Raw genomic sequence first — 12,895 nt, 5'->3', positions numbered from 1 at the left:
AGCCGGCCATCGCTTCCTTCGGGAATTCCGCCATTGCGGACTCCATGCGGCGGAAACGCCGGGAGCGCCTTTCGATGACTCTCATCGACTATCTCACGCGCACCCATTTCGCAGAAGCTGCGATCGAGGATGCGCTTCCCGAGGAGGTAGGGCCGCTCGCTCGGGCGCTGCTACTCGTTGACAACGAGCCGGGCAGCGCGGCCGTTTGCGCGCGCGTGCAGGAGTCACTCGACCAGACGGCGATCAGCCTGGCGCGGACCGATCGTGCCAGCCCTCATGCAGATGCAACCGTCAGGATCCTGAGCGCCATGAGCGACATCCGGACCGGCACGCTCATCGCCGTGGGCGGATCCGCAGCCGTCGGGCAGGCGCGGCTCGCTGCGGAGCATGCATTGCGGCGGGGCGAACGCCTCATGCTGATCGCGGTTCCTGCCGGCCTTTGCGATTTCGGATTGGCGCGGCGGGTGCGTCTGGGGCAGGGCCAGCCGGTTACCTGCCCGCGCCCCGACCGGGTCATCGCCGATCCGACGGTGCTTGAGGGGGCGTCCTCACGCCGCCTCGCCGCTGCGGCCATGGAGGTGCTGGTCCATGCCATCGAAGCCTATGCCAGCCCCGTCTACCACCCGCCGGCAGACGCGCTTGCGCTGGAGGCCACCAAGCGGCTCACGCGGTGGCTACCCGTGGCGCTTGCATCGCCCGGTCACCGGGAAGCGCAGCGCGAATTGATGGCGGCGGCATTGACGGCCGGGCTCGCGCTGGAAAAAGCGGTTGGCGGGGTCGATGCGCTTGCGCACCCGATCAAGGCTGAACTTGGACCCGGCGTCCTGCAAGGCGATCTCCATGTGCCGTTGATGGCGGCCATGGCCGACTTCAACACCGAAGCCGTCGGCGATCGATACGCCGCCATGGCCGAAACCTTCGCCAGAACAACGCCGGAGCCGCACCTCAGCACCGCCATCGGAGCGTTCGCCCGCGCCATCGGCCTGCCGACCTCCTTGCGGGAGCTGGGGATCAATCCGGCTCAGTTCGACCGTTTTGCGGAAATGGCCGCGAACGATCCCGGAGCCCTTGCCAATCCCCGACGGCTGACCCCAGGCGACTGCCGCCGCATTCTCGAGGCCGCCTGGTGAGCACGAACGAGCAGCATCCGGCGCGGGGCAAACGGCCTGGACCGGTGGCGGCCGGGGCAATTTGCCTGTTGTCACAACGCGATCTCCTTATACATTCCTCCATAACCGCGCACAAAGATGGGCGGGGAGGAAACCGATGAGTATTGCTCACGCGGTCGCACATGGTGCGTTCGGGCGCGCTTGCCTCTATGAGCTGGATCGGCCGATGGTGCCGCATGCCCATCGCGAGGGGCACCTGATCTTCCACGTCAGCGGACCGGTCGCCAGCGTGGTTGTCGATGGCAGGATTTTGCCGCTCACACCCTTCAGCGCAACGGCAATCAGCCCGTGGCAACCGCATTATTTTGCGCCGGTCGACCGCCGCGAACCAACGCTGACGCTCGTTCTCTATATTCGCCCGGGCTGGTTCGTTGATGCGAGCCACACGGCCTTCGAGATCCTGCGCTTCGGCCGCTCGACCGTCGAAATGAGCGACCACATCACCCGGCTTGTCCTGGAAACCGCACGGCTTCTCGCCGACCATGGCGGCTGCGATGGCTCTTTCGAGGACCGGCTCAGTGCCCTCACTCAGGCAGCCTTCGATCAGACGTGGCAGTGGACGAGCGCGGCCGACAGGCCGGCTGCGCATTGCTCGGGACTGCGGGATTTTCGCCTCCGGCGCGCGATCAGCCTGCTGAGCGAGAGGCTCGGCGAACCCGTCGACCTTGCAGAGATTTCGCGGAACGCCGGTCTTTCGCGCCCGCATTTCTTCAAGCTGTTTCGCGAGCAGATGGGTCTGCCCCCGACGATCTTCCTCAACGCCCTGCGCATGGAGCGCGCGATCGATCGATTGGCCGGAGGCACGGAAACGGTTTCTGAAATCGGGCTCGATCTCGGCTTTGCGACCCCGGCGAGCTTCTCGCGGTTCTTCATCGCCAATGGCGTCGTGCCGCCGAGCGCCTACCGGCGCAGCGTCGCGGGCCTCACACACTGAAAAGAGGTGCTGCACGCCAAAGAAGAGACGTTCGGGCTAGAGAACAGACGTTCGGGAAAGGACAGGCCGGCAACTTCGATCTAGCCTTCATTCCAACGGTGGCGAAGTGCGCCACGGGAAGCTGCTGGGCCGTTCTGAGATGGACAATTTCATCAAGCGCTATCCGCTCTGGAGCCTGTTTTTTTTCCTCTTGGCCGCAGCGTTCCTGTGTCTTGTGCTGGCCCCCTGGCCGCCTGAACTGGTGGCGGTTTGGGGCCGCAAGCAAATCTTCCTGAACGCCCTTTTGGGCGGCATCACGCTTGGCGCGCTCTATTTTCTCGTAGCAGCCGGCTTCACGCTGATTTTCGGTCTGATGCGCGTCGTCAATCTCGCGCATGGCTCGTTGTTCCTGATCGGCGGATATGTTGGCTACGAGGTCGCGACCGCCTCGGGTTCGTGGCTGCTGGCATTTCCGATTGTGTTCATCGTCGTGGGGCTGATCGGGCTCTTGATGCAGTTTTTCATCTTCTCGAAAATGGAAGGCGAAGAGCTCCGCCAGACGCTGGTCAGCATCGGGCTTTCGATCGTGTTTGCCGACCTCATGCTGTGGTGGTGGGGTGGGCAATCGTATTCGATCCTCGCTCCGCAATTCCTGCAGGGGCCGATGGAATTGCCCCTCGTGAGCAACTTCAACGAAGCGACCGGCGTGGTCACCTGGCTGCGCTACCCGTCCGTGCGCGTCTGGATCCTGGTCGCGGCAATCGTGATCGGCATCGCGATGTGGCTCGTTTTGAACCGCACCGCGCTTGGCATGCTGATCCGTGCGGGCGTGGACGACCGCGAGATGCTGGCCGCATCCGGCGTGCGCATCCACATGGTGTTTCTGGCGGTGTTCGGCTTCGGCGCCGGGCTTGCCGGTATCGCGGGGATCATCGGTGCCACGTTCCAGTCGCTGTCGCCGGGCGAGGATACGCGTTTCCTGCTGGCGAGCCTCGTGGTGGTGATCGTCGGAGGCATGGGGTCGATCGTCGGCGCGGCTTTGGGCGCTTTGATCATCGGGGTGGCCGAACAGATGGGGTTTGTCTACGCGCCGACCTATTCGATCGTTCTCACCTTCCTCATCATGGCGGCGGTGCTGGCGTTTCGGCCGCAGGGCCTTCTGGGAACGAGGCGATAGGCCATGTCGGTTGCCGATCAAGCCCCTCGCTTTGCCAGCCCCGTCGACCATCGGATGTGGTCCGAGCGCATTCCCGCCCCCTGGTGGATCCTCGGGTTGATCCTGCTGTTGCTGCCGATCGTGGCCAATAATTTCTGGCTGTTCCAGATCATGGGCTGGACGTTCATTCTGGGCATGATCGGGCTCAGCCTGATGTTCCTCGCCGGCTATGGCGGAATGGTGAGCCTGCTGCAGATGTCGATTGCGGGATTGGCCGGCTACATGGTCGCAATCCTTGGGCCGTCCGGCGCGGCCAATGTCAGTCTCGGTCTCTCCTGGTGGATCGTGCTTCCGGCCGCCTTCCTGATCGCGGCGCTTTTCGCGACGATATGCGGCGCGCTCGCCGTTCGCACCGACGGCATCTACACGATCATGATCACGCTCGCGATCGCGGCGGCCTTTTTCTATTTCACACGGCAGAACTACTCGATCTTCAACGGCTATTCCGGGTTCAACCTCGTGTTGCCGCCGAAGCTGTTCGGCGTGAACTGGCGCGATCCCCTGCCTTTCTACTACCTCACCCTTGCCTGCGCCGCGCTTTGCTACGGCGCAGTGGTCTATCTTGCGCGCTCTCCCTTCGGACTCGCGCTTCAGGGCGTGCGCGACAACCCGCGCCGCATGGCGGCACTGGGTTTCAACGTGACCGCCCATCGCGTGGCGGCCTACGCTCTGGCGAGCGTTTTCGCCTCCACGGGCGGCATTCTTCTGGTCTGGCAGAATGCGCAGATCGCGCCGGGCACGATCGGTATTTCCTCCGCGATCGATGTGCTCGTGGTCGCGGTCGTCGGCGGGATGCGCCGTCCGCTCGGACCGTTTATCGGCGCTTTCATCTACGTGTTGCTGCAAGTGTTCTCGACCGACATTCTCGGCTTTTTCGGGTTCTCGGCGGATCGCTTCAAGCTGATCATCGGGATCGGCTTCCTGGCGATCGTGCTGTTCTCGCCGGATGGTGTGCTGGGCCTGTGGGATCGCTGGCGCGCGAGGATGGCGGCGCGCAAGGCCGCAACGACGGGAGGCGGTGCATGAACGCGCCCGTCGTGTCTTCCCGGATGAACGTACCCGGGGCCGGCAATGCCAGCTCCGGCAATGCGCTGGAACTGCGCGGCATCACCAAGATGTTCGGCGCGCTGGCCGCAATCTCGGACGTGACGCTTTCGGTGAAGCCGGGCGAAAGGCGGGCCGTTCTCGGATCGAATGGCGCGGGCAAGACCACGCTGTTCAACTGCATCACCGGGGATTTTCTGCCCACAGCGGGCCTGGTCCGGTTTTTTGGCGAGGATGTGACGGTCTTCCCGCCCCATGAGCGCATCCGCCGGGGCTTGCGCCGCACCTACCAGATATCCTCGCTCTTCACCGGACTGAGCGTGATGGACAATATCTATCTGGCCTGCTGCGGTGTTTCGCGAAACCGCTTCTCGCTGGTTCGGCCCCGCCCCGACGATGCACTCCTGCAAGCAGCGGAAATTCTGGTCGAGGCTGTGCACCTGACCGCCGATAAGGACCGCTTGGTCGGCGAGCTGGCCTATGGCCAGCAGCGGCAGCTCGAAGTTGCCCTGGCGCTATCAGGCGCGCCGCGCTTTGTGCTGTTCGACGAGCCCGCGGCAGGGCTGTCGCCGACCGAGCGCGCTGATCTGGTGACGATTTTGACCTCGCTGCCGGCGCATATCGGCTTCATCATTATCGAACACGACATGGATGTCGCGCTGCGTGTCGCCGATAGCGTGACGATGATGCACAACGGCCGTATCTTCAAGGAAGGCCGGTCCGACGAGATCGAATCCGATCCGGAAGTTCAGGAGCTTTATCTCGGAGGCGGTCATGCCCACCACTGACCGCCGTCATCAGCTACGCGGCACGCCGCCGGCGCTCCAGGTCAGCGGGCTGAACCTGTATTACGGCCGCTCGCACGCGCTGCAGGGCGTCGATCTGACCTTGCAGGATGGAGTGCTCAGCCTGGTCGGCCGCAACGGCATGGGCAAGACCTCGCTGTGCAAGGCGATCATGGGCCTGGTTCCGGTGTCGAGCGGCTCGATCAGCGCATTCGGCGAGGAACTGGTCGGCCGTTCCACCACCGACATCGCCCGGCTCGGCATCGGCTATGTGCCGCAGGGCCGGCGGCTGTGGCGGTCGCTGAGTGTCGACGAGCACCTGCGGCTGGCGCAGCGCGGGCCGCGCGGCGGCTGGACGCGGGAGCGGGTCTACGACACCTTTCCGCGGCTTGCCGAACGCAAGAACAACGCCGGCTCGCAGCTCTCCGGCGGCGAGCAGCAGATGCTGGCGATTTCGCGGGCGTTGCTGCTCAATCCGCGGCTCTTGATCATGGACGAGCCGACCGAAGGCCTCGCGCCTGTCATCGTCGCTCATGTCGAGGACATGCTCGTGCGCCTGAGCGAGGAAGGCGACGTCGCCATCCTCGTCATCGAGCAGAATATCGGCGTGGCAACCGAGATCTCCGAAACGGTCGCGATCATGGTCAACGGCCGGGTCAACCGCGTCATCGAGGCGGCGCGGCTGGCCGCCGATCGCGACCTGCAGCAGCGCCTGCTCGGCGTTGGTCGCCATGGCCATGAGGAGATCGAACCGCCGCCTGCTTCCGTGAGTGAACCCGGCGGCCGAAGGACTGCAGCGGCGCCAACACGCAACGATGCGCCGATCCGGGTCTATTTGTCGAACCCGGTGCTGCCGACCCGCTGGAGCGCCGATGTTGCGGCAGCGCGGATCGAGGCGTCCGCGCACACCCTGACGCGCATGCCCGTCATCGCCGCGACCGCAGCATCCGACCGCAAGGTCGGGCGCAGCATAGGTGGTCTCAACGAACCGTTCGTCGCGGTGGCCGGTACGCTCGATACCAAGGGCGAGGAGCTGCGCTTCATCGCCGACATCATCAAGGCGGCGGGCCTGCCGGTGAAGCTGGTCGATCTGTCGACCACCGGCCGGATCTCCGGCGCGGACGTGCCGCCGCTGGAGATAGCGCTGCATCACCCGCGCGGTTCCGCCGGCGTGTTCAATGCCGACCGCGGCGCCGCCGTGGCGGCAATGGCGGAGGCTTTCGAGAGCTGGGTGAAGGGCAAGTCCGGCCGCGAGGGCGTCAGGCTGCTCGGCCTGATTTCCGCCGGCGGCTCCGGCGCTACGGCGCTCGCGACGCCGGCGATGCGGGCGCTGCCGGTCGGCGTGCCGAAGCTGATGATCTCCACCGTCGCCTCCGGCAACACGCGGGCCTATGTCGGCCCTTCCGATATCATGATGATGTATTCCGTCACCGACGTTCAGGGACTGAATGCGATTTCGCGGCAGGTGCTGGCGAACGGCGCGCAGGCGATGGCCGGGATGGCGAGGGCGCGGCTGGAGGCGACCAAGGCGCCGCCGCCGCGCCGCCACGCCGGCGGCGAACGGCCGCTGGTCGGCCTTACGATGTTCGGCGTCACGACGCCCTGCGTTCAGCAGGTGACGAAATTGATTGGCGACGACTACGAATGTCTGGTGTTCCATGCCACCGGCATCGGCGGCCAGTCGATGGAGAAGCTGGTCGATGGCGGCCTGGTGCCGGCGGTGATCGACGTCTCGACCACCGAAATCGCCGATCTGTTGTTCGGCGGCGTGTTTCCGGCGACCGAGGACCGGTTTGGCGCCATCATCCGCACCCGAATTCCTTATGTCGGTTCGGTCGGCGCGCTCGACATGGTCAATTTCGGCGCGCCCGACAGCGTCCCCGAGCGCTACCGGACCCGGTTGCTTCATCAGCACAATCCGCAGGTCACGCTGATGCGGACGCAGCCCGACGAGAATGCCGCGATGGGCCGCTGGATCGGTGAAAGGCTCAATCTGATGGAAGGCCCCGTGCGCTTCCTGCTGCCGGAGGGCGGGGTCTCGGCCCTCGACGAGGCGGGCAAGCCGTTCTTCGACACCGCGGCGCGCGAGGCGCTGTTCGGCGCGCTGCAGGCGAGCGTGCGGCAGACGGCGTCGCGCCAGCTCGTTCGCGTTCCGCATCACATCAACAGCCCGGCGTTTGCGGCCGCGCTGGTACAGCATTTTCGCGCGCTGCAAGGCGCACGGCCGCGCGCACGCGCCGCGGGCCGATAGGGAATCACAGCATGGCAGCGATCGACCGGCAGGCGCTTCTCTCCAGGTTTCACGACATGATCGCGCGCGGCGAGCCCATCGTCGGCGGCGGCGCCGGCACCGGTCTGTCAGCCAAATGCGAGGAAGCCGGCGGCATCGACCTGATCGTGATCTACAATTCCGGCCGCTTCCGGATGGCCGGGCGCGGTTCGCTGTCCGGCCTGATGCCGTACGGCGACGCCAACGCAATCGTGATGGAGATGGCCGCCGAAGTGCTGCCTGTGGTGAAGAAGACTCCGGTGCTGGCCGGCGTCTGCGCCACCGATCCGTTCCGCAGCATGGACCGCTTTCTCGACGAGGTAAAAGCTGTGGGCTTTTCCGGCGTACAGAACTTTCCGACGGTCGGGCTGATCGACGGCAGCTTCCGTATCGGGCTGGAGGAAACCGGCATGTCCTACGCGCTCGAGGTCGAGATGATCGCGCTGGCCGGCGCCAAGGGCCTGCTGACGACGCCCTATGTGTTCTCGGCCGACGATGCCGCTGACATGGCGGGCGCGGGGGCCGACATCATTGTCTGCCATTTCGGGTTGACCGCCGGCGGCGCGATCGGCGCGCGGACCGCACTGAAGCTCGAGGACGTTCCAGCCCTGCTGGACGCCTGGGCGGCGGCGGCGCTCGCGGTGAAACCTGATGCGATCATTCTCGTGCATGGCGGTCCGGTGGCAGAACCCGCGGACGCCGAATTCGTCATCAAGCACTCGCGGCATTGCCACGGCTTCTACGGCGCTTCCTCGATGGAGCGGCTGCCGGTCGAAGTCGCGATCCGCGAGCAGACCCGGAAATTCAAGGCCATCAGCCGCAGCTGAACGGACCATGCGACAGCACTTTGTGAAGGGAGAACAGACATGTCAGGCCAGCTGATCGGAGCGCTCATTCTCTGGCTGATCGTCGCGATCGTCGTGATCGCGATCGTCGTCTATCTGGTGAACTGGCTCTACCGGCGCTCGTCGAAGGAGGCGGCGTTCGTCCGTACCGGTGCTGCCGGCGAGAAAGTGGTGATCGATTCCGGCGCCTTCGTGCTGCCGTTCATCCACGACATCACGCCTGTCAACATGAACGTGCTTCAGATGCGGGTGCATCGCGGCCAGGACGACGCCATCATCACCCGCGACCGGATGCGGGTCGACATCGACGCCGACTTCTACGTCCGCGTCCGCGCCACCACAGAGGCGGTGTCGCTCGCGGCCTCGACGCTCGGCCGGCGCACCATGCAGCCGGAGACGCTGCACGAGCTGTTATCAGGCAAGTTCGTTTCGGCGATCCGCTCGGTCGCCTCCGAAATGACGATGGAGGACATGCACGAGCAGCGCGGGGTCTATCTCGCCAAGGTCAAGGAGGCCGCCGCCGAGGCGCTGGCCAAGAACGGGCTCGAACTGGAATCGGTGGCGCTGACCAATCTCGATCAGACCGACCTGCAATATTTCAACGCCTCGAACCGCTTCGATGCCGAGGGCCTGACCCATCTGATCGAGCAGATCGAGGGCCGGCGCAAGGCGCGCAACGACATCGAACAGGATTCGATGATCAAGATCCGCTCGCGCAATCTCGAGGCGGAGAAGCAGTCGCTCGAGATCGAGCGCGAGAGCGAGCTGGCGCGCCTGGAGCAGCAGCGCGACGTCGAGGTGCGCCGCGCCGTGCAACGCGCCGAAATCGCCCGCGAACGTGCGATGCGCGACACCGAGGCCGAGCAGGCCCAGATCAACGCGCGCGAGGAAATCGAGAAGTCGCGGATCGGCAATGAGCGCGCCATCAGCGAGGCGCGGATCGCCTCCGAGCGCGACGTCCGCCAGCGCGAGATCGAGCGCAGCCAGACCGTCGACCAGGCCGAGATCGCCGCGCGCGAGATGGTGGAGAAGGCGCGGATCGCCAACGACCAGCTGATCAAGGAGGCCCGTATCACCGCCGACCGCGAGATCCGCGAGCGCGAGATCGAGCAGTTGCGGGCGCTGCAGGCCGCTGAAATCGCCGCGCGCGAATCCACCGAGCGCGCCCGGATTGCGCAGGAAGCGTCGGTCAGCACCGACCGGATCGCCAACGAGCAGCGGATTTCCAGCCTCGACATCGAGAAGCGGCGGTCGATCGAGGAGGCCGACATCGCCGCGCGGCTCGCCACCGAATCCGCTGAAATTGCTCGCAACAGCGCGATCATCGCCAGTCGCCTCGCCGCGGAGGAAAAACGGCTGGCGCGCGAGATCGTCCGTGATCGTACCGTCCAGCAGGAGACCATCGCGGCCAAGGAGCTGGTGGAGTCCGCCCGCATCGTCCAGGAGGAGCGGGTCCGCGCGCTGACCATTACCCGCAACCAGGCGATCGACGAGGCGGAGATCGCCGCGCTCCATGCGGTCGAGGCGGCCCGGATCGCCAACGAAAAGGAAATCGCGGCGCATCGCATTCTCGCCGAGCAGGAAACCCGGTCGCAGGAGATCGCACGGACGCAGACGCTGGAAGGCGCTGAGATCGCCGCGCGCGAGGCGACCGAGACGGCTCGCATTGCACAGGAGCAAGCGGTTGCCGCCTCGCGGATCGCCTCCGATCTGGAAATCCGCAGCCTCGATATCGATCGCGCCAAGGCGATCGAGACCGCCGAAATCAAGAAGCGCGATGCGGTCGAGGTAAGCCGCATCGAAGCCGAGCTTGCGATCGACAAGGGGCGGATCGCGGCGTCGAAGAGCCGCGAGGTATTGCAGATCGATCAAAAGAAGACCGTCGAGATCGCTGAAGAGGAGCGCGTCATCGCGATTTCCGCGCGGAAGATCGAGCGGGTTGATTCCGACCGTGCCGTGCGCGCAGCCGAGATCAATGCACGCCAGGAGGTCGAGAAGGTCGACATCACGCGCGAGCGCGAGTTGGAGGTGGCCCGGCTGGAGCGGCGCAAGGCGCTCGAACAGCTCGATATCGCGCGCAACCAGGCGCTGCAGGAGTCCGAAATTGCGGCGCGCGAGGAAATCGAACGTGCGCGCATCGCTTCCGAGCGCGGCCTCGACGAGGCCCGTGTTGGTCGCGACCGCGACCTGCGCAAGCTCGAGGTCGATCGCGAACGCGAGGTCGAGAGCGCGGTGATGGACAAGGCGATCGCGATTTTCGAGAAGTCGCTGCTGGAATCCGCAGCCCAGGTGAAGGCGGAGATGGCGAAGGCCAAGGCGGTGGAAGCCGAGGAGATCGTCAAGACGGTGCGCGAAAGCGAGAACGCCAAGCGGCGTACCGCGGTCGAGATCATGCTGGCGAGAAAGAACGCCGATGAGAAGCGAATTGGGGCCGAGGCCGATGCGATCCGCGCCGCGGTCGATGCGGAAGCGCAGAAGCTGCTCTATGAGGCCGAGAATGCGCTCACCGACGAGGCGCGCTACGGCCTGTTCCGGCGCCGACTGCTGGACCGGATCGAGGGCATCGTCCGCGAAAGCGTCAAGCCGATGGAGAAGATCGAGGGCATCCGCATCCTGCATGTCGACGGGCTTGGCGGCATGGCCGGCAATGGCGGCGGCAGTTCGCGCACGCCGACCGACGAGGTGATCGAATCGGCACTGCGCTACCGGGTGCAGGCGCCGCTGATCGATCAGGTGCTGAAGGAAATCGGCATCGAGGGCGGCAACCTCGCCAAGATGGGCGGGTTGATGCGCGAGGCCAGCGACATGCAGCGCGTCAGCAAGGAGGCCCTGCCGCCCAAGCCGAAGGACGGGCCGACCCTTACGGAGTCGGGGCCCGGCGAACGCAAGCCATCCGGCCGCGGCGACAAAGGCAAGGGCAAGGAGTAATCGATGGCCCGCGTCTATGTATCCAGCGTCATCAATGCGCCGGCCACCAAGGTCTGGGCGCGCGTGCGCGACTTCAACGGTTTACCGAACTGGCATCCCGGTATCGCGGAGAGCCGGATCGAGAACGGTGAGCCGGCCGACAAGGTCGGTTGCGTCCGCGCATTCGCGCTGCGCAACGGCGACCGGCTGCGCGAAAAGCTGCTCGGCCTGTCGGACTTCGACATGGTCTGCACCTATTCGATCCTTGATTCGCCGATGCCGCTGACCAACTACGTCGCCACGCTGCGGCTGACTCCCGTCACCGACCAGGACCGTACCTTCATCGAATGGAGCGCCGATTTCGACTGCGCACCGGAGCTGGAAGCAGACCTGGTCGGCGGGGTCGGCGGCAATGTGTTCCAGACCGGTTTTGACGCGCTCAACCGCGCCTTCGGAGCCTGAGCCATGCCGCGGGTGGTTCGCAGCACCATCATCGACGCCCCGGCCGAGCGGCTGTGGGCGGTGCTGCGCGACTTCAACGGCCATGAATCCTGGCATCCGATCGTCGCCAAGAGCACCATCGAGCGCGGCTATCCGTCCGACAAGATCGGCTGCGTCCGCCGCTTCACGATGCAGGACGGCGCCGAATTGCGCGAGCAGCTTCTGGCGCTGTCGGATCTGGAAATGACCTTCAGCTATTGCCTGCTGGAGACGCCGATTCCGCTGTTCAATTACGTCGCCCATGTCCGGCTGCTGCCGGTCACCGACGGCAATCGCAGCTTCTGGCAATGGGAAGGCCGGTTCACCACGCCGGCCGGGCGCGAGACGGAACTCGCCGAGCTCGTGGGCAACGAAGTCTATTCAAACGGCATCGCGGCGGTCCGCCAGCTGCCCGAACTTGCAGGTTAGGAAACGCCATGCCCGTCAATGTCCGCATCGTGCAGGGGTTACAGGAAGCCGCTGGCATCCTCGCCAGCGACCGCGGCGCGCAGTTGCTCGGCGGCGGCACGCTGCTGGTGCGCGATATCAACGAAGGCGTGATGACGGAAGGCACGTTGCTGCGCGCGGTCGACCCGGTGCTGCTGGCGATGAACACCGGCGGTGCACGCGTCGAACTCGGCGCCGGCGTCACCATGGCGATGGTGCTGGCCAGCCGTGACCTGCCCTATCTGCATGCGGCGGCGCGCGGCATTGGCGGTCCTGCCGTGCGGACCACGGCGACCATCGGCGGCAATCTGTTCGCCGCAACGCCCTATGGCGATTTCACCACCGCGCTGCTGGCGCTCGACGCCGTCGTCACGCTGCATGCCGGCTTCGGCGGCGCGCGGGTAATGCCGCTGGTGGAGATGCTGGCGAACCGGGCGCGGGGCGGGGTGGGACTGGTCGCTTCGGTCGGCTTCAGCCGCCCGGCCGGCGCCGATGCGTTTCGCTTCGTCAAAGTCGCCCGGGTGCGGCCCAAGGGCGTCTCGGTGCTGTCGATCGCGGCGCATCTGCCGCAGAACGGTGGACGGATCAGCGGCGCGCGGATCGCCTACGGCGCGATGGGGCCGACGCCGCTGCGCGCCAAGGCGGTCGAGCGCGTGCTGGAAGGCCGCACCCTGGACGCCGCCACCATTGCCGCAGCGAAGAGTGCGGCGCTCGAGGGCACGCAACCCGCGACCGATGCGATCGCCTCGGAATGGTATCGCCGTGAAGTATTGCCTGTGCATCTCGGCCGGCTGCTTGCCGGCGAGACATCCTGAAGGAA

At 65.8% G+C, this 12,895-nt stretch carries 11 protein-coding genes; all 11 read left to right on the top strand.

Features of this window, described 5'->3' with window-relative positions:
• Positions 1–74: 74 nt before the first annotated feature.
• The 11 genes from JQ575_RS36450 (at position 75) to JQ575_RS36400 (ending at position 12,890) form a co-directional block, all read left to right on the top strand.
• On the top strand, positions 75–1,130 hold the full coding sequence (locus JQ575_RS36450) for an iron-containing alcohol dehydrogenase (protein ID WP_212038036.1): 1,056 nt from the start codon (positions 75–77) through the stop codon (positions 1,128–1,130).
• A 136-nt stretch (positions 1,131–1,266) separates the two neighbouring features.
• Positions 1,267–2,103: an AraC family transcriptional regulator gene (locus JQ575_RS36445; protein ID WP_212038035.1), complete on the top strand. Its 837-nt coding sequence runs from the start codon at positions 1,267–1,269 to the stop codon at positions 2,101–2,103.
• Positions 2,104–2,242: 139 nt separating this feature from the next.
• Positions 2,243–3,259: a branched-chain amino acid ABC transporter permease gene (locus tag JQ575_RS36440; protein WP_212038034.1), complete on the top strand. Its 1,017-nt coding sequence runs from the start codon at positions 2,243–2,245 to the stop codon at positions 3,257–3,259.
• Between the two features lie 3 nt (positions 3,260–3,262).
• Positions 3,263–4,324, top strand: coding sequence for a branched-chain amino acid ABC transporter permease (locus tag JQ575_RS36435; RefSeq protein ID WP_212038033.1), 1,062 nt, complete (start codon positions 3,263–3,265; stop codon positions 4,322–4,324).
• A gap of 23 nt (positions 4,325–4,347) precedes the next feature.
• Positions 4,348–5,130, top strand: a complete 783-nt coding sequence (locus JQ575_RS36430; protein WP_212038053.1) for an ABC transporter ATP-binding protein — start codon at positions 4,348–4,350, stop codon at positions 5,128–5,130.
• Complete coding sequence (locus JQ575_RS36425) at positions 5,117–7,378, top strand: ABC transporter permease (RefSeq protein ID WP_212038032.1); 2,262 nt, start codon at positions 5,117–5,119, stop codon at positions 7,376–7,378. Before JQ575_RS36430 ends, JQ575_RS36425 begins: the two co-directional genes overlap by 14 nt.
• 11 nt (positions 7,379–7,389) lie before the next feature.
• On the top strand, positions 7,390–8,223 hold the full coding sequence (locus JQ575_RS36420; protein WP_212038031.1) for a phosphoenolpyruvate hydrolase family protein: 834 nt from the start codon (positions 7,390–7,392) through the stop codon (positions 8,221–8,223).
• A 39-nt stretch (positions 8,224–8,262) separates the two neighbouring features.
• Complete coding sequence (locus JQ575_RS36415; protein ID WP_212038030.1) at positions 8,263–11,169, top strand: flotillin family protein; 2,907 nt, start codon at positions 8,263–8,265, stop codon at positions 11,167–11,169.
• A gap of 3 nt (positions 11,170–11,172) precedes the next feature.
• Complete coding sequence (locus JQ575_RS36410; protein ID WP_211995586.1) at positions 11,173–11,610, top strand: SRPBCC family protein; 438 nt, start codon at positions 11,173–11,175, stop codon at positions 11,608–11,610.
• 3 nt (positions 11,611–11,613) lie between these two features.
• Positions 11,614–12,057, top strand: coding sequence for an SRPBCC family protein (locus JQ575_RS36405; protein WP_212038029.1), 444 nt, complete (start codon positions 11,614–11,616; stop codon positions 12,055–12,057).
• An 8-nt stretch (positions 12,058–12,065) separates the two neighbouring features.
• Positions 12,066–12,890: a xanthine dehydrogenase family protein subunit M gene (locus JQ575_RS36400; protein ID WP_212038028.1), complete on the top strand. Its 825-nt coding sequence runs from the start codon at positions 12,066–12,068 to the stop codon at positions 12,888–12,890.
• Positions 12,891–12,895 lie beyond the last annotated feature (5 nt).

It is taken from the genome of Bradyrhizobium sp. JYMT SZCCT0428, assembly GCF_018131075.1.
In the GTDB taxonomy this organism is placed as follows: Bacteria; Pseudomonadota; Alphaproteobacteria; order Rhizobiales; family Xanthobacteraceae; genus Bradyrhizobium.
This window is presented reverse-complemented; position numbering and strand designations above follow the sequence as displayed.